Here is a 24,265-nt window from a genome sequence, read left to right on the forward strand (position 1 = left end):
TAGACTAGCGTCGTTACCTATTAACCGTCTAAGACGGCGTTCCCTAACGGTGTTCATTGCGAACTATACCGAAATAGGAAAGGTGTTGTCAATTGCTATAAAACAGCAATCCGAACTAAAAATGGCAGGGGTAGCTGGACTCGAACCAACGGATGTCAGGATCAAAACCTGATGCCTTACCAACTTGGCTATACCCCTATTGAGGCGACCTATTATAAGTAGATTTTCAGATTTTGCAAGTCATTTGCGGCTTTTTATGGCTTTTATTCGTAATGGGATGGTTTTGATGGGTGAATGGCAGAAATCGACCATAAGAATTGACGAGTTAATGACATTTTATTGTAGGATTGCATAGGTGAGCTTAGATAGGGTTTGTCTAGAGCAACATTTTTTAAAATATAAAAAAATTCTTTATACTTAATGTCTACAGTTCTTTAAATTACATACAATAGAAGTCAAATAATTATATTTATATAAATAGCCAATAAGGGATAGTTTCTTGGGTATAAAACAGTGGTTCGTTAAACCAACGCCTAAGCAGTTTTTTTATACAAGTTTAGTTTACGCGATAGTATTTCCAGTGATAGGTGTTTTTATCGCTGACTCTATGGTTTCAGCCTATATGCTTTTCTTTTTAATTTTATCTGCTCTAGTAACGCGAACCTACCTTAAGCCTGTTATTTCGAGTAATGGGTATAATGTTATTACCGGTATCATACCATTTATTATAATTATTACATTTCTCTTTAACTCAAGTATATCTTTTACAAAAATTGCTGAAGATAAAACTAAGCTAGAACAAGTGAGTGGGGTTATTCCAGATGAGCCATTTAACCGTCGAGTAGGTAAGAACACGTCATCATCATTACTAATTAGGGATACAAGGCTACATTGTAAATATTATGACCGTGATAGTTGTAGTCAAGCCTATGGTTATTCTGGACAAACCGCGAATATTCTCTATCAGCCAGGTACCTGGATTGGTAATGTCGTATATGAAATCAGTGTTGATGGCAAGAAGCTATACAGATACGAAGATCAGCTTGCTTATTTTAGGGCAGAGCAGCGTACAGATCGTCGTCAATGGTTTTTAACGTTCCTACTATTTGGTTTTCCTAGTTACTGGTTCTACAAACATGATAAGCGGCTTAGAAAAGCCACGCCTAAAAGGTCTATTGAAGAAGAGCAAACGCTAAAGAAATCTCAAGAATTAGCCGCTAATGAAGCGGGTTGCGCTGGTGCAATTGGAATTATTCTATTTTTGACGGTAGCCATTTGTGCTGCTTTGGCTGGCATAATTCACTTTGCCATTCATAAATTTGGTCTATCAGTGCTATATCTTGGTTTAGCTGGAATATGTTGGTATGTACTGGTTATATTATCGAAACCAAGCTCTGAATTGTAAAAAATGACTAGCTACAAACTCCTAACTACATACCCTTCACAAGGCGCACATTTAATCCACTTTGCCAAGAGTGCCTTATCACTAGCAACATTCACATCTAACGGCAAAAATACCGCACTACCAGAGCCAGTCATTCGTGATGTTCCTAGTGCTTGCTCTTCTAAACGTTGCAAATACTGAAGCGCTTCATCGACAGCAGGGGCAAGGCTGATAACCACGGGCGTAAAGACATTTTGGTAAGGCGCATTTAAATGTTGATCATAGTCATTAGACTGATTTTTAATCGTCTCAATTGACAGTGGCGTAATATCGCGCTGTAATTCAGGATGGGCGAACAGTTTGGCGGTATTCACATGCGCGTTTGGTGTTAGCACTAAATACTGCTGCTCAGGCAAATCAATCGCTGTCAGCTCCTCGCCAATACCCATCGCAATCGCATCTTGCCCAAAGATAAATATGGGTACGTCCGCACCCACTTTTGCACCGATTTCTATAAGCTCCTCACACGTTAAATTCAGCTGCCAAATCTCATTTAATGTTAGTAGAGTTGTCGCGGCATTGGACGAACCACCACCCAAGCCTGCACCCATCGGCAAATGCTTATCTAGAGTAATTTGCACTGACGCTAGTTGCTTAGGTAGTTTGGTTGATTCTATGGCAAACGCTAGCAATGCGCGTGCGGCTTTAAAAATGAGATTGTCTTCAATGCTGACCGTTATTGCGTCTGCGCCAGTCAATATCAGTAGCTGATGACAAAGCTTATCCGCATCTAGCGTATTGTCTACCGTAAAAATCGTCGTCTTATTCATGACTGAGAAATGGAGATAATCGCCCCAATCGAGCAAGCGAAAAACGGTTTGTAAATTATGATAGCCATCAGTACGCTTACCAGTAATGTGCAAAAACAGATTGATTTTTGCTGGGGATAAGCGAGTGATGGTCGTTTTAGCGCTCATATTATTTTGCATCGCCATTTGATTTATGAATGTCTCAATATTTCAATGCTTTAACGATTCTGATGGTCAATCGTCATGACGACTTTATTGCCTTGTGATTGTACGGCGCTGATTTTGTTTGGCAGTTTATCATTGCCTTTATACGTAAAGCTGGCTTGCCATTCACCGTTCACTGAGCTGATTAAACGGTTCTGAGCATCAAGCTGTGGTGCGCTGTCTGAAGGCGCTGGGCGACCAGATATCCAGTAGGGCATTTGGGATATCGGCGCTTGCCAGCCCGTGGCTTTTTTGAGCAAGGTTTCAGGATCAGCAGCAGTTAAGGTTCCGGTCTTTTCACTGACTAAGGTCGCTGATTGACCATTATATTCGATGTTGGTTTTGCCAATGCCTAGCGCGCCAATCAACTCAATCGCAAAGCGGTCGCTTTGTTGTCCCCACGCGTAAAAAGCACTGCCGCCTTGGGCACCGTTAGCATCATTAGCAGGTGTCGTAACGCCAATTTTACCAGTGATATTGAAGCTCTCAAGTTTTTGTGGCTGCTGGACGCTTTGTCCCTGTACGGTACTACTAGGTTGATTGGTGCTGCTGTTAGCTTTTAACGATTGACAGCCAGTCGTCACCAAAATGGCTGCTGTCAAAGCCGTCAATAGACCCAGTTTATTGCCTTGAAAAGGGATTGTTTGTAATACTGACATGATACTTCCTCAAAATTAACAAAGATAATAGCTTAAGCTGAATTTGTTACCCATTTATACGCCGCTGTTAGCTTCTTATAAGTGCCTTGTAGCTTTGATAACTTGTGCTTGAATGGCTGGCGTAATGGTATAACTGATTATTTATAAAAAATATTGATTGAAGATAATCCAAACCGCTGTTAATACAGCTGTATGCGGTCATTAACATTGTGTTGCCCAAACGAGAAGCGCTGCTGTAGGTCGGTGAGTAAGGCGTCGACTTTGTCATTATCGCCCAGACCTTGATAAGCACGCAGCAACAGCGTTCCTGAGCGTAGAGTCGGTAAGACGTCGTAAGGGGTTTGTAGATAGTCAATCACTTGGCGATAGTCTTCATTGGCCAAGGCATTACTTGCTAGTACGTTGAGCGCTTGCAGATGCAGCTCGTTATCGTAACGCGGATCATCGTAGCGGATTTGGATAATCGCTGTCGCTAGCGCCAAGCCTTGCGCAGAGCTACGCTCGTTGGCCAGCAATAGCTGAGCGTAACTGAGCTGATAAGAGAGGTTGTTAGGATCGAGCGCTTGCAAGTGATTGAGCAAAGTGCGTTTGACCACGTAGTCGTCTTTATCATCTAACAGCTGAGCACGGGCAAACAGTAGCATCTCACTATTAGGGTATTTGCGCGCCGCTCGCGTCAACAAACGCAGCGCTTCATCTGGCTCATTCTGCTGCCACAAAATATCGGCTTGCAGCACATAAGTATCAGGGGCAAAGACGCTGAATTCTTTGCGTAGTTTTTCTAAGGTGGCGATGGCGGCGTCTACGTCATCGTTAAGCAATTCAAAACCCACGACTTTTTTACGCGCCTCTAGCACCAAGTCTTCTTGCATGACGCCATTCAGATAGTACTTGGCTTGCTCAAAGCGTTGTTGGCGCTCGGCACTGATACCAAGGTAATAATAAGCTTGGTCAAGGTAAGCGGGGCTTTTTGCTAACATATTGAGTAGCCGATCGGCACTAGGATATTCTTCGATGTCTAAGCTGACCAATGCGGCCAATAAGGTAATCTCAGCATCATCACTAAAGCGATTGTGCGCCGCTAGTAATAGCTGCCACGCTTGCTCGCTTTGTTTCAGATCCAATAAGTAGCGAATCTCATATAGGTATAAGTTTTTGCTGTCGGGGTTACGCAGGCGCGCTTGGCTGACATAATTAATCACCGTCTCTGGCGCTTCTATTTTGCGCAATATATCGGCTTTTAGGGTGATAAAAGGCACATAGTCAGGCTGACGCTCCAGCGCGCGATTGATATGGACGATGGCGATCTCAGGTTCGTTGAATTGGTAAAGCAAGCCTGCTTTTAACACCGACAACGAGGCATTTTGTTCACTATCCAGTGGCTGTAGGGCGGCGAGTAATTCACGCTTGTCATCATCAGTGTTGGGATAAATGCCGATAAGAATTTCACTTAAGTCTGCCCTAGGGTCATAACGCAAGATACGATTTAAGGTCTCACCCGCCAACAGATAGTCGTGCGCACGCAAGGCCAAATGCGCCACGTAAAACCATGCTGGTACATGATCGGGGTTTTGGTCTTGCCACGTTTTGGCAAACTGCAAGGAGTCCTCGATACCTTCATTACGCAAAGATAAGCTAAGCGCGCGCTCAAACACTGCGGTCGCATCTTCTTTAAAGGATTGCTGCTTATAAATCGTCACGGCCCGGCGTGTATCGTTGCGATCAGCAGCAAATTCTGCGTCCAAAAGCGCATATAAGCTTGGTTCTGTCAGCGTCGGTTGTGCGGCAATCGTCGGTGCTAAGCTATTTACATTTGCTACGCTGGTTACGGTCGTTGTTGACTCATTCTGTGTTGGCTCATTGGCAAATGTATTATCGACATCATAATCCTTGATAGACCATTCGCGATTAGCCGCATCTGTATTCATCATTGCGGCTGAAGGCTGGTTTACTGAGGATTGACTGTTATGAATATCAGATGGGTCGAGCGGATTGGCCTGAGTGGGTGAGGCTAGGCACAAGCAAATGGCCAACGATAATGTTAGCTTATAACGTTGGCATAGACGTTCAATAATGACGTGTAATAAAGCGCGAAGGCTAGATTGATCGTTATGCACAAGTTGTGATCGAAATGATGACTCAAAAAAAATCATAAATAGCCGTATACACCTATTGTTTACCCATTCATAAGGCAATTTTATCGTGTTGATTTTAAAACAGACATCGGTAGCCAGTACCCATGACCAACATTATAAGATTAGATTGAGGGGATAAACAATAGCGCCCGTGTTACTCAAATAATCGTCTTAAAAGTTTATGAGGTAGTTGATTTGTTACTCATGCGCCCAGATACAGTCAACCAGATACAAGCAAATAGTCATCACAGGTGGGCGAGTATTAAATAAAGCTGGCAATAATGATATAATAAGCGATTTTAGGTTTTCCTTTAAGCGCTGTCTGCTAAAAACTGCCTTTTAACTTACAAAAACTGCTTCTGGCAAACGATACGCATGCTTGACTGGCAGGTGAGCGTTATATTTATGGTCTATCAATAATGAGATTAGTGGTCATTGGGGTCAATCACAAAACCGCACCAGTCGCTCTACGAGAGCGCTTGGCGCTCGTGGGTGAAGACGTGACTATTGCCCTTGAGCAATTAGAGGCCTTTACTGATGGCAGCGTGATCGTCTCCACCTGCAACCGCACTGAGATTTATGCCATCGTGCCGCAGACCTTGTTTGTGCCAGCACAGCCAAATGTCGATGATGCCAAGTTATCCTCTTCTGGCAGTGACTCTAGTGGTAAGCCTAACAATATGGCGCTCAACAATACTGTCTCCTCAGCGGCCGTCAGCGCCCATATCATGAAGATTAAAACTTGGCTGGCTAACTTTAAGCAATTGTCGCTTGCAGAGATTGACCCTTATCTTTATGTGCACCGTGATACTCATGCGCTGACTCATTGGCTGCGCGTCGCTGCTGGGCTGGACTCTATGATATTGGGCGAACCGCAGATACTCGGTCAAATTAAGCGCTCTGTACATCTGGCGCAAGATCAAAAAGCCTTAAGCAATCAGCTAGGCTGGATCGTCGATCAGGTGTTTGCTGCTGCCAAACGGGTACGTAATGAGACCAAGGTTGGCGCTCAAGCAGTATCGCTTAGCTTCGCTGCTGCCAAGCTGGTCACGCAGATTTTTGATGACTTGCCCAATCGTACTCTGTTGGTGGTCGCCGCTGGTGAAATGAATCGTCTAGTCGCCACTCATATTGCCGGACTTGGGGTAGGGCGGGTGATTATTTGTAACCGCAATCCTGAGCGTGCTGAGGCTCTAGCGGCTGAACTGCGCAAGCCTGGACGACGTGTGGAAGTCAGAGCTTTACAAGAGTTGCCGCAAGTGTTGGCGGAAGCCGATATTGTGAGTAGTTGTAGTGGTAGTATGGATTTATTGATTGATAAAACCATGACGTTGCAAGCGCTGAAACGTCGCCGTTATCAGCCAATGCTGATGATAGACTTGGCGGTGCCACGTGATATCGATTCGACCGTGAGCCGTATCGATGATGTGTATCTGTATTCTGTCGATGACTTGCAACATGTCATCGCGGGCAATATTGAACAGCGTCGGCAAGCAGCAGTAGATGCGGAGCTGCTCGTTAGTCAATTGGTCGTTGAAATGGATCGACGCTTTCAAGTGCGCCAAGTCGGCAAAGACATTCAGCAGTATCGCGAGCGTACCCACGACCAAGTGGATAAATTGCTCAATGAATCCATTGCTAAGCTGAACGCTGAAGGTGCTAGCCCTGAAGATATCATCACCGAGCTGTCGAGACGCTTAACTCAAACCTTGACCCATGCGCCATCCAAGCTGATGCGCAAAGCGGCGCGCGAAGGGGACAGTGAATTGTTAGATTTCGTTGTCTCAGGGCTAAAAGATACCAATCGTCGACGTTGATGAGCGCCGCATTTACCAATAAACAGTCAACAGTGCAAGTCATATCATTGCCTAGACGTATCGTTGTCAACCCTCGGTATCAGTGCTAATATCAAGCTCTCATTAATTAAATGGTTTGGATTAAGATACCGTACTGGTGTTCGCTAAGCGTGTGGCTATGAATATATTGGCTTAGTGTTTATAGGCTTTATCAATATTCATTTTTAGCCTATTTAGTCGCTTTCTGGTTTCTTATCCGGTATTAATACCTAGGCTTTATCCATATTTGGATATGGCTGTACTGAGACTTAAGCGTCATCAAATTATCTAACCATAAACTAGGAGCGTTCCATGACTGCATTACGTCAAGATATTGATCCAAATGGCCTATTAGAATATTCAGTGGTCTACACTGACCGCGCCCTTAACCATATGTCCAAGGTCTTTCAACAAGTAATGAACGACTTATCTAGTGAGCTAAAGTCAGTCTATAACGCCGATGCCGTTGCTATCGTGCCGGGTTCTGGCACTTATGGGATGGAAGCTGTCGCGCGTCAATTGGCAAAGGATGAAGATTGTCTGATTATCCGTAATGGCTGGTTTAGCTATCGTTGGACGCAAATCTTAGAAAAAGGCAACATTGCTAAGTCATCGACGGTATTAACCGCTGATCGTACGGAAGATACGGAAGCGCCAAAGCCATTTACACCAGTCGATATCGACGTCGCTGTAGCAAAAATAAAAGAACAAAAACCCGCCATTGTCTTTGCTCCGCACGTCGAAACCTCAGCCGGTATCATTTTACCAGATGACTATATCAAAGCATTGGGCGAAGCCGTCCATAGCGTTGGTGGCTTATTGGTCATCGATTGCATCGCATCAGGTTGTGTATGGCTCGATATGAAAGCCTTGGGCATTGACGTGCTTATCAGCGCGCCACAAAAAGGCTGGAGCAGCACCCCTTGTGCCGGTCTTGTCATGCTTAGCGACGCTGCCGTCAAAAAAGTCGAGAGCACAGAATCTGATAGCTTTAGTCTCGATCTTAAGCAATGGTTAAACATCATGCACGCCTATGAAAATGGTGGTCATGCTTACCATGCAACGATGCCAACCGATGGCCTGCGTCAGTTCCGCGATACTATTAATGAGGCCAAAGAAGTTGGCTTCGACAAACTGTCTGACGCGCAGTGGGAGCTTGGCAACCGTATTCGTAAAGTACTAGAAGACAAAGGCGTCGAAAGCGTTGCGGCAAAAGGTTTTGAAGCGCCAGGCGTTGTGGTGGCTTACACTGAGCGTGATGACATGCATAAAGGTAGTGCCTTTGCTGAGGCGGGCTTGCAAATCGCTGCTGGCGTACCGCTAAAAGTTGGCGAGCCAGAAAATTTTAAAACCTTCCGTTTGGGTCTATTCGGTTTAGATAAATTGACAGACGTTGATGGTGCGGTACAACGCTTTGAAAGCGCGCTTGATAAAGTATTGGCGAAATAGTACCTATCCAAAAAATATGATTATCTGCGTAAAACTTACTTAGCCTACTTGGTGTAGTGCTTACGCTTGTTTTACTTACTACTCAAATTTTTGCAAAAGGTATGTTCAACTTAAAAATACTGAGCCTTTATAACAATAGGTTCAGTATTTTTTTACCTTTTTATTATATTTTATAATATAATGTTTTTTTATAAAATGATTTTAAAGTTATTTTGGATGAAAATAAGCTTAGGTAAATATTATGAGCATACAAGTAGACTGGCAAGCATTTACACCGATATCTTTATTAGGTGGCTTAATGTTGGGAGTGGCGACTGTCATCCTGCTGTTAGGCATTGGCCGTATTGCTGGCATCAGTGGTATTTTTTCAAGCCTCTTAAAGCCCAAGCGCGTCGAGATGTGGCAAGTGCTTTTTATATTTGGTCTCATCGTCTCACCATTGCTATATCAGCTGGCAAGACCACTACCTGATGTCGAAATCAGCACCTCTTTACCCTTATTAATCGGTGCAGGATTGCTGGTCGGCTTCGGTACGCGTTTGGGCTCAGGCTGTACCAGCGGTCATGGAATCTGCGGTAATGCACGCCTGTCACCACGCTCGATGGTAGCAACAGTAACCTTTATGCTCTTTGGTGTTATGACGGTTTATCTTGGTCGTCATATTTTGGGCATGATTTAAGTAGCGATATAGGCGGCACGTTGCTCAGGCGGCGTTAATACTATTTATAAAAGCTGCTTATAACAGCTTGGATTAACATATTAAGTGCGAGACACAATAATGCTAAAAAATATAATTGGATTACTGGCTGGGCTATTATTTGGCTTGGGGCTGCTGATATCAGGCATGACTGATCCTGTGAAAGTCCAAGGATTCTTGGACGTTTTTGGTGCATGGGATATTTCTCTAGCACTGGTGATGGGTGGCGGATTGATAGTGGCAATGGTCGGCGTGCAATTGGCTAAGCGCCAAAAGAATAGCTGGATTGGCACCTTAATCGAGATGCCAACTAAAACTGATATTAATAAGAAGTTGCTAGTCGGGGCGATGCTATTTGGTATCGGCTGGGGCTTGGTGGGTATTTGCCCAGGACCGGGTATCGTGCTACTTGGGACAGGACAATGGCAGGCCTATGTCTTTATCCCAGCGATGATCGTCGGCATGCTAGTTTATCAATGGCTTGAACCTAAGCTTGATTAGTCGTTTGGTTATAGTCAGTCCTAAATAAAATCAGTACCAGTATTACAACGCGCTACTGATATTAATTTTCCTTGCTTGCTGTGCCTATGCAGACAGAGGCTGCGCAAAATTAATACCAGTAGCTCTGTGTTCATGTTATGGCGGACCGCCTATAATAATAAGTTTTATGTTTTTAATTAAAGAAAAGAGGGTCAGCCTAATGATTAGACTGACCCTTTTTTATGCACGTTGCTCAAAGCGCAAGTTTCTCAAAAGCTATTATTTAGTACTGGCCGTGACTTTAGGCGTTTCATGTGCCAATGATTTGGCGGCTTGACGCAGCTCAAACTTCTGTACTTTACCCGTGCTGGTTTTTGGAATTTCTGCAAACACGATATATTTAGGGACTTTAAAACCCGCCAAATGCTGTTTGCAATGCTCCATGACGGTATCGCGCTGTAAGGTGCTGCCTTCATGAATTTCGATAAAGGCGACGGGTACTTCGCCCCATTTATCATGCGGCGCGGCGACGACGGCACAGCTTTGAATTTCTGGCATTTTATATAGGATGTTTTCGACTTCAATACTAGAGATGTTTTCACCGCCGGAGATAATAACGTCTTTAAGCCTGTCCATGATTTTGATATAGCCATCGGGGTATTTTACGCCCAAATCACCGGTGCGGAACCAACCGTCGGCAAAGGCTTCTTCGGTGGCTTTACGACTTTTTAGGTAGCCTTTCATTACCATATTACCGCGCAGTGCCAGCTCGCCCATCTCTTCGCCATCAGCAGCAACGGATTCAGTGGTGCCTTGTTTAAAGACCTCAAATCCAGTCATCAAATGTGACGTGACCCCTTGACGTGATTTCTTTTGCGCACGGGCCGCGACATCAAGCGTATCCCATTCTTCTTGTTCTGCACAGACGGTGACCGGCCCATAAACCTCAGTAAGACCATAAACATGGGAGATATGAAAGCCCATGGCTTCCATAGCGGCAAGCATAGTTTCAGACGGCGGCGCACCAGCGACCCAGCCTTTTACTTCATGGTTAATCGCTTCTTTATACTCCGGTTTACCGCCAGCAATCATATTGTGAACGATAGGCGCTGAACAATAATGGCTCACTTTATACTTGGCAATCAATTGTAAGATTAAATCAGCATTTATCTGACGCAAACAGACATTGACGCCAGCGCGCTCTGCGATAGTCCACGGGAAGCACCAGCCATTACAATGAAACAATGGCAGCGTCCACAGATACATGGGGTGCTTAGGCATATCCCAATCTAAAATATTAGAGAGCGCATTCAGTGTCGCACCACGATGATGGTAAACCACACCTTTGGGTTTGCCAGTTGTGCCAGAGGTATAATTGAGGGCAATGGCATCCCATTCGTCTAATGGTTTTTCCCAATTGTCTAAACTGTCGGAGCTGGCAAGTAGCTCGTCATAAGTCATTTGCCCAAAATGCTCGGTATCGACAGCAGCATCGGTCGCATGAATGACGATGAGGTTGGGAAACGCTTCATCAATAATTTCAGCGTGCTCAGCAAATTCGCTGTCTAAAATCAGCACTTTGGCTTCTGAGTGTTGCAGACAAAAGGTAAGCGCATTGATATCGAGACGGGTGTTTAAGGTACAAAGTACGCCGCCTGACATGGGTACACCAAATGCACATTCGACCATCGCTGGGGTGTTCGGCATCATGACTGCGACGGTATCGTTTTTATCAATACCGAGTTTACGCAGGCCGTCAGCCAGTTGCCGACAACGATCGTAAGTCTGTTGCCATGTCTGCGTGAGGTCATTGTGCTCTAGGTCATCATAGATAATCGCAGTTTTGTCAGGATAAACCTGCGCGCTGCGAATGATAAAATCGATGGGAGTTAGCGGTTGATAGTTGGCAGGGGTTTTGCCGAGACCTGTATGAAAGTCGGTCATGGAGATAGTCCTTTATCGCATTTTGAATGTGGCTATTTTATAGCTCAGGGTTTTTCTATTGGTATCTAAGGCATGTCCTCAATCTGAACGAAAGTGTCTGAATGGGCTAAAAATGGTTAAATCTTGCCAAACTGCGTCAAATAGCTAGTCAGTATCTCGATATTATCTGCGCTATTTTCCTTATTTGGCTGCAATTTATCTCATTTTAAACACCATTTTCAAAATGAGGACACGCCCTAGTTTTCATTATAGCCAAAGACAGGGCGATATTGGGCTGATTTTGTGGCTTTTACTTAACTTAATGCTATAGAAGTGCGCAATTAAATAGGGTTGTCGATATAGTGTTCACTGATCAGTCGTTTGTCTGCATAGCTGATAATAATGGCGGTGTGTTACGATAGCGGTAACGCTAAATCCCATAGCATCACTATTCTCACGAAACACTCCCAGCAAATTATTCATAAGGAAAATGATATGACCGCCAGCCGCACTGCCAATACGATTGACACCGCCAGCACCAACGAACACTATCCGCATTTATTTGAGCCGTTAGATTTGGGCTTTACCACGCTTAAAAACCGCATGGTTATGGGCTCGATGCACACAGGGCTTGAAGACCGTTTTTATAATTACGGTAAGCTGGCAGCATACTTCGCAGAGCGTGCCAAAGGCGGCGTGGCGATGATGATTACGGGTGGTATTGCGCCCAATCGCGAAGGCTGGTTGTCGCCTGTTGGTGGCACGATGAACAGCAAAGCTGATGTGATTAATCATCAGCGTGTCACTCGTGCAGCGCATAAACATGACAGCAAAATCATTATGCAAATCTTGCACAGTGGTCGTTATGGCTATCAGCCATTTGTGGTGTCATCAAGCCCGATTAAGTCACCAATCTCGCCATTTAAACCCCGTAAGATGAGCATCAAAAACATCGAGCAAACGGTCGAAGACTATGCTCGCTCTGCAAAATTGGCTAAGCAGGCGGGTTATGATGGTGTTGAAATCATGGGCTCAGAAGGATATTTGCTGAATCAGTTTTTATCGCGTCATGTCAATAAACGAACGGACGAGTATGGCGGTGACATTCAAAATCGTATGAAATTCGCTGTTGATATCGTCAAAGCAGTACGCGCGGCGACTGGTGAAGATTTTATTATCCTGTTTCGTTTGTCAGTCATTGATTTGGTCAAAGACGGCAACGTCATGGATGAAGTTATCATCGTTGCCAAGGCGCTAGAAGAAGCGGGTGTAACCATCATGAATACGGGTATCGGCTGGCATGAAGCGCGTGTTCCAACCATTGTCACTAGCGTACCGCGCGCGGCTTTTGTAGATTTCACTGCTGAGATTAAAAAACATATCAGCATCCCAATGATGGCAGCCAACCGTATCAATATGCCGGACACGGCGGAAGAAATTGTCGCCAGTGAACAAGCTGATTTGGTTCAAATGGCGCGTCCTTTCCTTGCTGATCCTAACTGGGTCAATAAGGCCAAAAATGGCGAAGCGGATCGCATCAATACTTGTATCGCCTGTAACCAAGCTTGCCTCGACCATACTTTTGCCAATAAACGCTCGACGTGTCTGGTCAACCCCCAAGCCTGCTACGAGACTGAATTGGTCTATAAGAAAACTAAAAAACCTAAAAAGGTCGCCGTCATCGGTGGCGGTGTTGCTGGTATGTCAGCGGCTCACGTCGCCGCGCTACGTGGGCATGACGTTACCTTATTTGAAGCAAAAGACATCTTAGGCGGGCAGTTTAATTACGCCAAAGTCATCCCTGGTAAAGAAGAATTCTTTGAGACCATTCGCTACTATATCAATGAGCTTGAGCACTTAGGCGTTGAGATTAAACTCAATAGCAAAGTCGATAAAGCCATGCTTGAGAAAGCCAAGTTCCATCATGTCATCGTTGCGACAGGCGTAGTACCAAGAAGCTTAGAAGGCAAGCTAGAAGGTGCTGAGCTGCCACAAGTGATGAGCTATGCCGAATTGCTCTCTGGTGAAAAATCAGTCGGCGATACGGTGGCAGTCATCGGCGCTGGCGGTATTGGCTTCGATGTCAGCGAATATCTAACCGCGCGTCATGGTCAGCCTTTAGATGAGCTCGGCCCTGAGACCTTAAAAGACCCAAGCTACCGCCCTGAGCCGCAGTCTATCAGCGAGTGGCGCGCAGAGTGGGGCGTCACTGACGATACTAACTATCAAAGCGATGGCGGTTTAATCCGTCCTGAAGGCATCAAGCCAATTCGCCAAGTGTATCTGATGCAGCGCACCAAAGGCCGCTTAGGCGCAGGTCTCAATAAAACCTCAGGCTGGGTACATCGCGCACACGTTAAATCACACGGCGTCATCCAAGTATCGGGTGCGCAGTACAATAAAATCACCAACGAGGGCATTTGGGTCACCAATCCGCAAGGCCAAAGCCAGCTGCTGCGTGTCGATAGCGTGGTCGTCTGTGCCGGTCAAGAGTCGGTAGTTGAGCTGATGCCAAATGTTGGCGATGCGCCAGACGCGCAATATCATTTGATTGGTGGGGCGAAACTGGCTGCTGAACTGGATGCTAAACGTGCCATTCGTGATGGGGCAGAGGTTGCGGCGAGTATTTGAGGGTTTGATTTTTTGTAGTGAATACAGAAACGGCGAGATTAATTATCTTGCCGTTTTTTTTGTTTAAATAGTTTGCAATTATTCGCTCTTTAGAAGAGCGTAAAAAGTTATATTTGTCTTTAAATCACTATTTGGGTAAAGGATAAGAGGTATGAGAAAAGAAAACTTTCAATTTGGTGACGTAAATTTTAAATGGGGTGACAAGTTAGCTGACGTTAAGTCTCAACTCCCTGAGAAAGACACGATGACTCTTTCTAATGAGGCAAGCTATATGCCTGAAATAGTCACCATAAAACTACCTAAGTTTTGGACTCTTAATGTTGCTCACTGTCATTTTAGTGCAGTAGATGATGACCGACTGATTGATTCAATATGGATTAATATTCCAGCACAACTACTCAATAGGCAACAAGTTATTAAAAAGCTTATAGCCTATTTAGGACAAGGGTCAGACTATTCCTCCGATAGCCATTACTATAGTGATAATGTAGTAGAACACTGTGAATGGGTATTTGATAATTGTAGGATCAGCGTCAGTATGTATGGTGGCGTAAGAGAGGAAGACGATGAAAGAATTATCGGTCGTTTGTCCATATGGTTGACTGACGTAGGGCTTTTAGATGCCTTATATTCAAAGCCCATAAGAGATATGGAAGCTAAAATGGTGGATCAAATGGTTCTTAGCTCTATTCAAGCCTTCCAGACGCAGCAGGCACAAGACATGCGCCGATCGAGAGAAAGAAACATGTTCCCAAATTATCCTGCTGACTTTGTTGTCCGAGCATTTGATGGACTGCATAAAGAAGCTCTTTTTCAGACCCCATTAGCGATACGATCAAGCATAACTGAATCTCAAATTTGTACGTGGCAATCTTTAGCAGGAGATTATTATCTGTCGGAATATTGGCAAACGGTAAAACTAGAAAAAGATCTTAACTGTAGTTGGAATAACCTGCTACCCACCAAGTTTGGTGGTGTCTGCTATGTCTCGATAGGAGGTTTAGTGATTACTGACGAGCATAGTAGACCTGAGACTAAAGTATTTATTAAGCATCTCGAAAAGATACTGGAGACTAAAATTAAATATAGAGAAAGTTATAGCGATTAGCAAGCGTAGGCTGGGTTTTTAACCCCGCGTTTTGACTTAATATTTTTAATTTCAATATAGATAAAGTTTAGCTTATCGTTGCTCCGAAAGTTCGAACAGACAAACTCTTTTTACTCACGTTCTAATACAATACCGTCAAAATAACCTCGCATACCACAATGCCGCTCTCTAAATTGATTATCAGGATCTGTTAACACTAACTGCGTTTTGCCTTTATGAGATGCTGGGTATAAATGCAATTCAGTAGCTTCGTTTTGCTGCTCATCACTGATAACCCAGTGATTCTGTGACCATGTTGCCTTACTAACTTCAATCTCACAGGTATGCGCATTGGTAAAAATTAAAACGCCTTCAATTATGGCAAGGTAAGGCTTGTTAGCGACTTTATGAATGGATATAGAGTTTTCAGCTTCTTCGGCATCATCCCAACGCTCAGTATCTGGATTATACATTGAGATTTGAGTAGACTCTGAAAATTTACCAAACGCATTTTTGCTAGGTAAATCGGAACGATTCGGCTTGTTTGAATCACTTTTAGACAAAGCATCATGACTTTTTTCTTCAATATACTCTTTATACTCACGGATAAGACACGATGTATCTTTACAGGTATTACGTTGGAACTTTAGCCATGTTCGTTGCTCATAAATCACCCAATCTTTACTGTCTTTATCATTTGACTCGTTAATGAGATCATTTTTATATTTCTTTGCCATCGCTTCATCAAGCTTGGATAGCTCAGTGCTTTCGCAAATGGTTTTTTCTACCCAAGTAGTCGCTTTTTTACAATCAAAACTTGCTGAATTTGCATAAGTAGATAGTAGACAAACACCTAAAGTGGTAATGATAGCTACGGCTGATTTTTTCATGTTATTCTCATCGTTTAATGCTTAATTTCGAAAATTGATACTATTGTTCTAAAGCTGAATATGAATATAGCATTGTCACTATTAAATAACCTATAAATGCTACGCTAAACCTATCAACGATAGTCATATCTATCACTCACACCATAAAAAGGGATTTTATAATGGTAGTGTTAAAAAAACTGTTTAAATGGATCGTTTTGCCTATTGTAGCGCTACTCATTATTATCAGCTTAGGCTTAGTGGTGACAGGCAACGCTTATATTTTTCGTGGCTTACAGCTCACTTATCTGAAAGGTGAAAATACCGCCAATATCGATGATTATATCGATTTTGATAACCGTACTATCCGCGCAAAAGATACTATTGAATGGGACAAAGATGCTAACTTTGGGCAAGTCAAACTTACGCCTACCTTGAAAAATGCTTTGGATACTGACGAAACCGTTGCCTTTGCCATTATCAAAGATGGCAAGCTGCTGTACGAAAATTATTGGCAAGGTTACAGTGCCGACTCGCATACCAACAGCTTCTCGATGGCAAAAACCGTCACCACCATGCTGTATCTCAAAGCCGTGGAAGATGGCTATATATCAAGCGTTGATGAGCCAATTACCAAGTGGCTACCTGAATATGCGGATAACAAGTATGCGCAAAATTGTACCCTCGCAGATTTCTCAGCGATGACTTCGGGCTATGATTGGACGGAGGATTACTACTTTCCAATTAACCCCACCGCAGAATCCTACTATGGTCATGACTTAGTTAAGCAAATGGTCAATCGTGACTTTGTTGAGCCTTGTGTTGACCAGTTTGAATACTCGTCCGGCGATACGCAAATGCTTGGCATAGCTTTGTCGCGTGCTTTAGAGCCGCATGGCTATACCATCTCTAGTTATCTAGAAGAGAAGTTTTGGCAACCACTCGGTATGCAAGGTGACGCTTATTGGTCGCTTGATGGCTCAGAGAGCATCGAAAAAGTATATTGCTGTCTCAATGCCAGCGCTTTAGATTTTGCCAAATTTGGGCAGCTATTATTAAACGGTGGCGAGTGGCAAGGCGAGCAGCTACTCAGTAAAGAACATGTTAAGTTTATGATTACGCCCAATGCCGCAGCATTTGCAGACGGGCAAGCGCAAGTTTACGGTCATTCGGTGTGGACGGATATGGACAGTCCGATTCCGTTTTATGCCATGCTGGGTCATTTAGGTCAGAGAGTATTAGTGCTGCCCGAAGAGAACGTGATTATCGTCAGACTTGGCAAGCAGAAAGGTTTGCCCACACCAATAGAGGGATTTCATTTAGAGCCAGATTTGGGTCAGTATGTCACTGAGGTGAAGAAGATGTTGGATAGTTTGGCGGAGTGATGGGATTGTTAGACATTTCATAAATTAGTGGTTGTATGGGCTAAAAAATACTGACTCATACAACCGTCATTATCATTGGCTCATTTTTTCAATATCACCCAATGTGAACTCAGTTTCTTGGGTGCTGAAGATAGTGATGCCTGTATCGTCAATTTTATCGTTCATCACCAATCTACCAATGCGATTACTGGCTTCCTGATTGCCTTGATCTGCCGCTTTTTTATACCATTCAAAAGCTGTGTCATAGTCTTGCGGCACGCCGTAACCATTCTCGTAGAGACCACCGATATTAAGTTGTGCTAAATCCAGATCTTGAGCCGCAGCTTTGGTATACCATTCCAATGCTTTGGTGTAGCTTTGCGGCACGCCTCTACCAAAATAGTACATTGTACCAACATTATTTTGAGCAAGTGCAGAGTCATTATCGGCTGCTAATAAATACCAATGCATTGCTTGTTTATAGTCCTGCTCGAAACCTTCTCCATTTTCATACATAATAGCGAGATTACTTTGAGCTGGTGCATTTCCCTGATTAGCAACTGGAAGTAAATATTTGCCTGCTTTTTTATAACTTTGTTCCGTACCTATACCCTCATAATACATGATACCAGTGTAGAATTGCGCTGGACTATTTCCTCTATCTGCAGCTTTTTTAAATAGGCTAAAAGCTTCTTTATAATCCTGAGGGACTGAATCGCCCTCATAGTAGGCGAGGCCGAGTTCGTACATTTCATTAGGGGTACTTTGATCTGATAGTACTGGTATGTTTGATGATTCCGCTGAACAAGCAGAAGCTATTAAGCTACTGGATAGCATTGTGGCTATTAGTAAAGACTGAATTAAAGGGGTAATTCTTCTTTGATACATTAAAACCTCATTAGGAAACTTTATTTTATTGGCTGATTTGGTCTCACTTGTTCATAAGTTTTACCCTGTGGTACGGGTATGCAGTCGACTTCTCTTTGAGATTGGCTCGGTTGGCAGTAAGGCATGGTTGCTATATATTCAAATACTATTGCGTAGCGATGCAGGCCATCAGGCAATGGTTTTAGATAAATATTACCCATATCAATAATCATGGGACTTTTTAAGTTATCATCTTCAGATTTTGCCATACCGTCAATTGCAAACAGACGCCTTTGATAACCTTGGGTATCTATCATGACACTGGCTTCTTCAGCTAACGCTTTAAAATAACCTTTGCCCATATTATCTGAATCTATCTTTTGCATTGAGTGTAATTCAAAACGGCCTGTGTTATCAGAGATGCCTTGAATGTCATCTGTTAAGTAGACGGTGATATTGCTAAGTGGCTGATCAGTTTGACTGTCAATTAGCTGTCCTTTTATAGAAGGTGTGACATAAAAGGCCTCAGGTTCTTGCGCAGTACAAGATGAGGTTACTAAAGCAGTTAGCCAAAAGATACTGAATAATCTAACTTTACTAGACGGCTTCATGGTCCACTCCATCTGGTAGTGGAATGCAATTTACCTCTTTTTGCGACTGATTAGATTGGCAGTAAGACATATCTTCTATATATTCGTTGTATTTATAGTTGTCTTCTAGCTGCACACCATCTGGTAATTTATCAAGATAAATTATACCCATATGTACGTACTCAGGGACCTCTGAAGCTCTTTTAGCTTTTATTCTTGGAAGACCAAAATTCCAGTAATCTTTACTCTTATAATCTTTTTTATATACGGTCATGTCGCTTTCACTTAGTTGTTTGGACTCCCAATCGTCAGTTGAAGAGCTCTTAATCTCAATAGCAGGTAGTCGAAAAAAACCGTCTTTGTCAGTTGTGGTAGATGCTGAACTGGTATATATAATACTGACATCACTGATGGGTTGCTCTGTAGTTTTGTCTAGCACTTGTCCTGTAACGATAGGCGTTAGATAGTGCGTAGTAGTAGGTTCTGCCTGACAAGAAGTTAATGAAGCTGATAATAAACATAGTCCAGATAATAATTGTATTTTCATACCTAACCTCTACTTACTAATGGGACAACTTTAATCATTGATAACCATAAATCAATGATTCCGCTGAACAAGCAGAAGCTAACAAACCACTGAATAGTATTTTAGCCAGTAATAAAGGCTGAATTAAAGGCGTGATTTTCCTTTGATACATTAAAACCTCGTTAGAAAATGCTATTGAACAGGCTGATTTGGACTCACCTGCTCATACGTTTTACCTTCTGTTACAGGTATGCAGTCGACTTCTCTTTGAGATTGAGTAGGCTTACAATAACCTACAGTCAAGTATTCAGTTTTATACTCAGCTTCTTTACCAGCTGGTACTGGCATCAGGTAAATTTTTCCCATATTGACATATCTTTTTTGACCATCGGCGCTAGTCGTGAAAGCTAATCCTCCATTCGTATATGACTTATATTCATAGCCTTCTTTAAATATTGCAAGACTCGCACCTCGCCTAGACCTACTCTCCTGATAACTTGGTTCGTTGAAAGTATATTCAACTGTAGTAAATGGAACAGTAAATCGACCTTGTTTATCAGTGTAGTCAAGAGCTTGACGATTGATCACAGTTTTGACACCTTCAATAGGCTGATTGGTTTGCTTATCAATGACCTGACCCGTGATCTGCGGAGCAACGTAGACTAGTTTTTTCTGACAACCCAACGTACTGATTGTTAAAAAAAGTAATATTGAGAGATATGAGGTTTTAATATACAAGTGAAGCCTGCTTATCTTATAGGATATTCAAATCTTTCAATAAATCTTAATCTATATCTTTCCTTATCATCCATTCCACCTATTACTACTGTGTATTTGTCGTTAGTCAAATTTGCATATTCGCTTTTTTTCAATCCTAGTAAATCATCATTCATACAGATACTTTCGCCCTCTTCTAATTTATAGTATTTTTGAGAGTTTGGCGATGCTTGCCAAATTTTTTTATTAGATAATGGGTCGTTTCCAAGTACTACATCCACATAAGATAAGTTTATAAACTTTAAATCATCATATTTCTTGGTTGATGTTAAGTATGCGGTTTCAAATTTTGGTAAAAAACACAGGCCTTTTTCATCGGTATTTACTAAACCAATAGCTCCACCAATCGGTGGTCTATGAGAAGGGTTACTTTCGCAGGCAACTAAAGAAAATAGCGCCGCTATAAGGGTTAATGACTGAATTTTACGGTAGTAAATTTGCATTTGAAGAGTCCTTTATGAAATTTGAGAGTATGCTTTTATAAATATCTTGATTTGTTCTATAAAGCATACCTGATTGACTCACAATTCTATCGATATCAGTATCATGAAAGTAAGAATAATAATCCGCAATAATATCGCCTTGCTGTTCCATATTATAATCGCTCAATGTCTTAGAATTTTCTAACACGTAGTTATAAGGATCACACCCATTCAATTTACACCACGGGTGTAATAGAGCGCCTTTTATCATCACAGAATAGCCCAACTGATGCTGCCAGACATGTACCATCTCATGTATGAATAGATGTCTTAAGCCTGCATCTTGAGGTACTAAATTTGAAAAATCATCTCTATACAAGCCTTTAGGAAAATAAATCTCGCCATTTGGCGTCATTACCGTATCGTCGTTCTGTAATCCAAAAGGTAAGAATTCATCGTTATGAATATAGACATCAGTATAATCAATTGAATTAGCAAAAACTAAACTTGCCATACTGATTTCGCCTGATGTTAAAGCTCGCTTAGTTTGTATTCCAAACTGCTTAGCCGTGTTATCAGGTATAGGCGTTAGAGTATGTGCAAAAATTTTAAAGTCCGACGTACTATTACCTATACTGGGTATTTTTATTTTTATTTGTTCAGCTTGTGACAACTCAATTTTTTCAGTATTTCCATTTTCATCTGTTTTGCCACTTATTGATCCTTGAGCATGCTCAATAATATATTCTAGTGATTTTAGTGGCTGTTTCGTTAATTCATCAATAAGCTGAATAACATCATTATATGTGTCATTACCCATTATCTTATCGAAATACTCTTTAGCCTCTCGCCTTATTACCTCAGCCTGCTCAACTCCCATCACATCAAATCCTGACTCTGCAAATGACTGCTGACTAGCAATCAGTTTAGCGCCGCAGCTGGTGACATCGCCGCCGCGTGCGATGGGTGCGCCATCGACGATAAAAGAAGCATCGCCACTAAGAATAGTGGTCACCTTTTTGCATTTCTTGCAGATGACTTTATCGCCTTTACGCGAGACTGGGATACCGTTATGAGTAGTATGCGGTGAGCCGGAGATGACCGTACCGCCATGAGTGGTCTTTGCGCCGACTGTGATATAGGCTGCCATAGTGCTACCTTGCTTAAACGTTTAAAGTTTGGACTTTTATAGCGGATCTATTATTTGCATCACATTATAGATGGTAAAAGCGTAAAATATCAAACTTAAGTTTGTCTAAATTTATGATTTATACGGCAAGCTCAGTCGGCGTAAACTATGAAAGATTTTGAAAAATTGAACACAAAAGAAAATTGAGTCCTTTTATTTATTATTAATAACAAGCAAAAATCTAACCTTCCATCTCTCCAATTAGCCACACAGACACGTCATCAATCTGCGCTGCCAACTCAGGATGTGCTGTGCATAACTCTTCAAACTTAGCTTTAATCTCATGTTTATCGTATTTAATGTCCGTCAATGTGTCTTTTAATAGGTCAATTAATTCAACGTTTAGCGCATCAGAGAAGATAACCACATCGCGTATCACTGCTTGCTTCACATCAAGGTGACAATCAATGATGCCCCAATCAAATCGCGTCTCAATGTGATGGGTAAATTCAGGGGTTTTACCAAAACGCCAATCCCAATCTGCCATTTGCTGATAGTATTTATTCAGGTTAGGTTGCTTGGCGAGACTGGCTTCATCCAATTCTTCTACTGGCGCAGTGTCGCCATAATCAGTGTCACGATAGTATTCGCAAAACGCCTCGATAATCGCCTCGGATAAAGTCTCGTGATTGATGTCTTCATTAAACTCAACCAAGTTGGCGACACGCGCACGGACAGATTTTATGCCTTTGGCTTTGAGCTTAAGCGGATGCGGATTGAGATAATCGCCCAGCTTTTGCATATTGGCATTGACCAATAATGTGCCGTGATGAAAGCTGCGATCAGCAGCGTGTTTAAAGGCGCTGCCTGATATCTTTTTATCACCGACTTGCATGTCGTTACGCCCAGATAAATCCGCGTCTATGCCCAGTTTCTTTAACGCATTAATAATGATGGTAAAGTTCGCTTCTTGGTCGTAGTCGGCTTTGGGCGATAAAAAGGTAAAGTTGGTATTGCCCAAATCATGAAATACCGCGCCGCCGCCACTTTGACGCCGCGCCAGAAACACATCGTCGGCTTCCATCTTATCGATTTTGCATTCTACCCATGGGTTTTGCGAGCGCCCAATGACCACGGTCTCGCTATTGCGCCATAAAAATAGCGTGTGTGAGTCGGGATTGAGGGTATTAAATATCCAATCCTCGGTGGCAAGGTTAAACCAAGGGTTGGTGACGGCAGACTTTAAGATGCGCAGTTTCATTTATCTGTCCTTTTTTAAGGTATGAGTTTAAGAGTTTTAAAATTAACAACTATTTTATACGGGTTAAAATAAAAAAAAGTTGGCAAAAAAATCTATAACTTTTACTGACTTTATGGAGTGACTAGGTATAATGCTACCTAACATAAGTTTGAGCGATTTTATATTGGATTAATGCCTACTAAAATGGTTTTTTATAACGTAGTAGAATCGCCCATAAAACACTCATTATTAAAATAGTGACACTCAAAAATGAATAGTACACCAAGGAAAGTCAAGTTCTCTACTATCATGAGCCTTCTAAAAAAGAAGCCAATTGCACTGTTTTTTGGATTACTATTTTCTTTTTTTGCCTTGCTGATGTTCGTTATTTTTACCCTGATATTCTCTTTTACGGGTAATGACAGTCCAAAAATAGACTATGAGTTAATCGACTCTCAAGGTATAGAAACGAGCGCTGAAGTCACTGATATTCAGGTCGAAAGCAACGTAACCATAAACGATGTTCATCCGACAATCATCTCATACCAGTACCTCAAAAATAATGAGGCAGTTAGGTCTAAATACAAAGTTCTGGAAGGTGAAAGAATCGAAGCGCTCCAAGTTGGCGATAATCTCGCTATTAAAGAACTAAATGGTCAATCAATCATACAAAATTTACAGCCTTACCGCTTTCCAGTGGCGTTACTTTTTCTGATACCTATATCGTTTATGCTATTTGGCCTGCCATTTTTAATTTATTTGTTTTTTAGTACCAGAAAAGAGCTAAAGCTATACAAGTACGGGCAAGTCGCTACGGCGCGTATCGTTTCTATGATGCCGAAATATGCCATTCCTATTATCAATTTTGGACAAGGCGTCATCGTGCATTATGAATATGAAACGAGAAGTGGCAATAAAGTGATAGGGGAATCGTTAACCACAGATTTCTCAATTATAAGTGATAAAAGAACAGGGGATGATATTCCGATCTTTGTAGCGGCGAACAATGAATATCAATCATGCGTCATTCCCAAGCTAGAATCGCTTCGCAATAACTGGGGTATTCATTTTGAATAAGAGTGTTCTTCATAAACCTCTCCTTTATTATGCAAAATATTCCTGAAGAATAGCCGCCATATTACGCTCGGCAAGTCCTGTGATAAACACATACGGATTGACGCCAGCGCT

21 protein-coding genes and 1 tRNA gene are annotated in these 24,265 nt (G+C 42.5%); 9 read left to right on the forward strand and 13 right to left on the reverse strand.

Annotated features, from left to right (window positions below; translation table 11 throughout):
• Positions 1-122: 122 nt before the first annotated feature.
• A tRNA-Gln gene (locus W293_RS0107665) sits at positions 123-198 on the reverse strand.
• Positions 199-499: 301 nt separating this feature from the next.
• Between W293_RS0107665 and W293_RS16755 the strand changes: the two genes are divergently transcribed.
• Positions 500-1,405 (forward strand): hypothetical protein, encoded by a 906-nt coding sequence (locus W293_RS16755; RefSeq protein ID WP_025651872.1) that lies wholly within the window; start codon positions 500-502, stop codon positions 1,403-1,405.
• Positions 1,406-1,416: 11 nt separating this feature from the next.
• Here W293_RS16755 and ispE read toward each other — a convergent pair whose 3' ends face one another.
• The 3 genes from ispE to W293_RS0107685 all read right to left on the reverse strand — a co-directional run bounded on the left by ispE (position 1,417) and on the right by W293_RS0107685 (position 5,077).
• Complete coding sequence (gene ispE / locus W293_RS0107675) at positions 1,417-2,361, reverse strand: 4-(cytidine 5'-diphospho)-2-C-methyl-D-erythritol kinase (RefSeq protein WP_227502369.1); 945 nt, start codon at positions 2,359-2,361, stop codon at positions 1,417-1,419.
• Positions 2,362-2,411: 50 nt separating this feature from the next.
• Positions 2,412-3,056 carry a lipoprotein insertase outer membrane protein LolB gene (lolB, locus tag W293_RS0107680; protein WP_025651874.1) on the reverse strand — a complete coding sequence of 215 codons (645 nt, stop codon included), beginning with the start codon at positions 3,054-3,056 and terminating at the stop codon, positions 2,412-2,414.
• A gap of 179 nt (positions 3,057-3,235) precedes the next feature.
• Positions 3,236-5,077, reverse strand: coding sequence for a tetratricopeptide repeat protein (locus W293_RS0107685; RefSeq protein ID WP_227502688.1), 1,842 nt, complete (start codon positions 5,075-5,077; stop codon positions 3,236-3,238).
• Between the two features lie 533 nt (positions 5,078-5,610).
• Here W293_RS0107685 and hemA point away from each other — a divergent pair.
• The 4 genes from hemA (at position 5,611) to W293_RS0107705 (ending at position 9,673) form a co-directional block, all read left to right on the forward strand.
• Positions 5,611-7,008 carry a glutamyl-tRNA reductase gene (gene hemA / locus W293_RS0107690; RefSeq protein WP_025651876.1) on the forward strand — a complete coding sequence of 466 codons (1,398 nt, stop codon included), beginning with the start codon at positions 5,611-5,613 and terminating at the stop codon, positions 7,006-7,008.
• Positions 7,009-7,338: 330 nt separating this feature from the next.
• Complete coding sequence (locus W293_RS0107695) at positions 7,339-8,475, forward strand: aminotransferase class V-fold PLP-dependent enzyme (RefSeq protein ID WP_025651877.1); 1,137 nt, start codon at positions 7,339-7,341, stop codon at positions 8,473-8,475.
• Positions 8,476-8,716: 241 nt separating this feature from the next.
• Complete coding sequence (locus tag W293_RS0107700; RefSeq protein WP_037025550.1) at positions 8,717-9,154, forward strand: YeeE/YedE family protein; 438 nt, start codon at positions 8,717-8,719, stop codon at positions 9,152-9,154.
• A 99-nt stretch (positions 9,155-9,253) separates the two neighbouring features.
• Positions 9,254-9,673, forward strand: a complete 420-nt coding sequence (locus W293_RS0107705) for a DUF6691 family protein (protein ID WP_025651879.1) — start codon at positions 9,254-9,256, stop codon at positions 9,671-9,673.
• 258 nt (positions 9,674-9,931) lie between these two features.
• Here the strand turns inward: W293_RS0107705 and W293_RS0107710 are convergent, their stop codons facing one another.
• Positions 9,932-11,596, reverse strand: a complete 1,665-nt coding sequence (locus tag W293_RS0107710) for an AMP-binding protein (RefSeq protein WP_025651880.1) — start codon at positions 11,594-11,596, stop codon at positions 9,932-9,934.
• A 474-nt stretch (positions 11,597-12,070) separates the two neighbouring features.
• On the opposite strand from W293_RS0107710, the gene W293_RS0107715 reads away from it, so the two are divergent.
• Positions 12,071-14,206, forward strand: coding sequence for an NADPH-dependent 2,4-dienoyl-CoA reductase (locus tag W293_RS0107715; protein WP_025651881.1), 2,136 nt, complete (start codon positions 12,071-12,073; stop codon positions 14,204-14,206).
• A gap of 151 nt (positions 14,207-14,357) precedes the next feature.
• A complete protein-coding gene (locus W293_RS0107720) occupies positions 14,358-15,314 on the forward strand; it encodes a hypothetical protein (protein ID WP_025651882.1) in 957 nt (318 codons plus the stop codon).
• A 110-nt stretch (positions 15,315-15,424) separates the two neighbouring features.
• Here W293_RS0107720 and W293_RS16760 read toward each other — a convergent pair whose 3' ends face one another.
• The gene (locus W293_RS16760; RefSeq protein ID WP_025651883.1) at positions 15,425-16,183 is read right to left on the reverse strand and encodes a lysozyme inhibitor LprI family protein; all 759 of its coding nucleotides are present in this window, start codon (positions 16,181-16,183) and stop codon (positions 15,425-15,427) included.
• A gap of 161 nt (positions 16,184-16,344) precedes the next feature.
• Here W293_RS16760 and W293_RS0107730 point away from each other — a divergent pair, with 161 nt between their 5' ends.
• Positions 16,345-17,547: a serine hydrolase domain-containing protein gene (locus tag W293_RS0107730; protein ID WP_025651884.1), complete on the forward strand. Its 1,203-nt coding sequence runs from the start codon at positions 16,345-16,347 to the stop codon at positions 17,545-17,547.
• 72 nt (positions 17,548-17,619) lie between these two features.
• Here the strand turns inward: W293_RS0107730 and W293_RS16265 are convergent, their stop codons facing one another.
• The 7 genes from W293_RS16265 to W293_RS0107765 all read right to left on the reverse strand — a co-directional run bounded on the left by W293_RS16265 (position 17,620) and on the right by W293_RS0107765 (position 23,098).
• Positions 17,620-18,276: a tetratricopeptide repeat protein gene (locus tag W293_RS16265; protein ID WP_025651885.1), complete on the reverse strand. Its 657-nt coding sequence runs from the start codon at positions 18,274-18,276 to the stop codon at positions 17,620-17,622.
• Positions 18,277-18,434: 158 nt separating this feature from the next.
• Positions 18,435-19,004 (reverse strand): hypothetical protein, encoded by a 570-nt coding sequence (locus W293_RS0107740; RefSeq protein ID WP_025651886.1) that lies wholly within the window; start codon positions 19,002-19,004, stop codon positions 18,435-18,437.
• Positions 18,991-19,530 carry a hypothetical protein gene (locus W293_RS0107745; RefSeq protein ID WP_025651887.1) on the reverse strand — a complete coding sequence of 180 codons (540 nt, stop codon included), beginning with the start codon at positions 19,528-19,530 and terminating at the stop codon, positions 18,991-18,993. Before W293_RS0107745 ends, W293_RS0107740 begins: the two co-directional genes overlap by 14 nt.
• A 171-nt stretch (positions 19,531-19,701) precedes the next feature.
• Complete coding sequence (locus W293_RS0107750; RefSeq protein ID WP_025651888.1) at positions 19,702-20,247, reverse strand: hypothetical protein; 546 nt, start codon at positions 20,245-20,247, stop codon at positions 19,702-19,704.
• A gap of 11 nt (positions 20,248-20,258) precedes the next feature.
• Positions 20,259-20,729 carry a hypothetical protein gene (locus tag W293_RS0107755; protein WP_025651889.1) on the reverse strand — a complete coding sequence of 157 codons (471 nt, stop codon included), beginning with the start codon at positions 20,727-20,729 and terminating at the stop codon, positions 20,259-20,261.
• A complete protein-coding gene (locus W293_RS16765) occupies positions 20,710-21,858 on the reverse strand; it encodes a PAAR domain-containing protein (RefSeq protein ID WP_025651890.1) in 1,149 nt (382 codons plus the stop codon). The genes W293_RS0107755 and W293_RS16765 overlap by 20 nt, the downstream gene beginning before the upstream one ends.
• A 220-nt stretch (positions 21,859-22,078) precedes the next feature.
• Positions 22,079-23,098 carry a lipoate--protein ligase gene (locus tag W293_RS0107765; protein WP_025651891.1) on the reverse strand — a complete coding sequence of 340 codons (1,020 nt, stop codon included), beginning with the start codon at positions 23,096-23,098 and terminating at the stop codon, positions 22,079-22,081.
• Between the two features lie 249 nt (positions 23,099-23,347).
• Between W293_RS0107765 and W293_RS0107770 the strand changes: the two genes are divergently transcribed.
• On the forward strand, positions 23,348-24,154 hold the full coding sequence (locus tag W293_RS0107770) for a DUF3592 domain-containing protein (RefSeq protein ID WP_156915628.1): 807 nt from the start codon (positions 23,348-23,350) through the stop codon (positions 24,152-24,154).
• Positions 24,155-24,265: the final 111 nt, after the last annotated feature.

Source organism: Psychrobacter sp. TB67 (genome assembly GCF_000511065.1).
Taxonomy (GTDB): Bacteria; Pseudomonadota; Gammaproteobacteria; order Pseudomonadales; family Moraxellaceae; genus Psychrobacter; species Psychrobacter okhotskensis.

Excerpts from the sequence above, each read along its gene's own strand:
- W293_RS0107695 (WP_025651877.1), top strand. The coding sequence starts at position 7,339 with ATGACTGCATTACGTCAAGATATTGATCCAAATGGCCTATTAGAATAT.
- W293_RS0107745 (WP_025651887.1), bottom strand. The coding sequence starts at position 19,530 with ATGAAAATACAATTATTATCTGGACTATGTTTATTATCAGCTTCATTA.
- W293_RS16760 (WP_025651883.1), bottom strand. The coding sequence starts at position 16,183 with ATGAAAAAATCAGCCGTAGCTATCATTACCACTTTAGGTGTTTGTCTA.
- lolB (WP_025651874.1), bottom strand. The coding sequence starts at position 3,056 with ATGTCAGTATTACAAACAATCCCTTTTCAAGGCAATAAACTGGGTCTA.
- W293_RS0107755 (WP_025651889.1), bottom strand. The coding sequence starts at position 20,729 with ATGCAAATTTACTACCGTAAAATTCAGTCATTAACCCTTATAGCGGCG.
- W293_RS16265 (WP_025651885.1), bottom strand. The coding sequence starts at position 18,276 with ATGTACGAACTCGGCCTCGCCTACTATGAGGGCGATTCAGTCCCTCAG.
- hemA (WP_025651876.1), top strand. The coding sequence starts at position 5,611 with ATGAGATTAGTGGTCATTGGGGTCAATCACAAAACCGCACCAGTCGCT.
- W293_RS0107770 (WP_156915628.1), top strand. The coding sequence starts at position 23,348 with ATGAATAGTACACCAAGGAAAGTCAAGTTCTCTACTATCATGAGCCTT.
- W293_RS0107705 (WP_025651879.1), top strand. The coding sequence starts at position 9,254 with ATGCTAAAAAATATAATTGGATTACTGGCTGGGCTATTATTTGGCTTG.
- W293_RS0107765 (WP_025651891.1), bottom strand. The coding sequence starts at position 23,098 with ATGAAACTGCGCATCTTAAAGTCTGCCGTCACCAACCCTTGGTTTAAC.
- W293_RS0107710 (WP_025651880.1), bottom strand. The coding sequence starts at position 11,596 with ATGACCGACTTTCATACAGGTCTCGGCAAAACCCCTGCCAACTATCAA.
- W293_RS0107740 (WP_025651886.1), bottom strand. The coding sequence starts at position 19,004 with ATGAAGCCGTCTAGTAAAGTTAGATTATTCAGTATCTTTTGGCTAACT.
- ispE (WP_227502369.1), bottom strand. The coding sequence starts at position 2,361 with ATGAGCGCTAAAACGACCATCACTCGCTTATCCCCAGCAAAAATCAAT.
- W293_RS0107700 (WP_037025550.1), top strand. The coding sequence starts at position 8,717 with ATGAGCATACAAGTAGACTGGCAAGCATTTACACCGATATCTTTATTA.
- W293_RS16765 (WP_025651890.1), bottom strand. The coding sequence starts at position 21,858 with ATGGCAGCCTATATCACAGTCGGCGCAAAGACCACTCATGGCGGTACG.
- W293_RS0107720 (WP_025651882.1), top strand. The coding sequence starts at position 14,358 with ATGAGAAAAGAAAACTTTCAATTTGGTGACGTAAATTTTAAATGGGGT.
- W293_RS0107730 (WP_025651884.1), top strand. The coding sequence starts at position 16,345 with ATGGTAGTGTTAAAAAAACTGTTTAAATGGATCGTTTTGCCTATTGTA.
- W293_RS0107715 (WP_025651881.1), top strand. The coding sequence starts at position 12,071 with ATGACCGCCAGCCGCACTGCCAATACGATTGACACCGCCAGCACCAAC.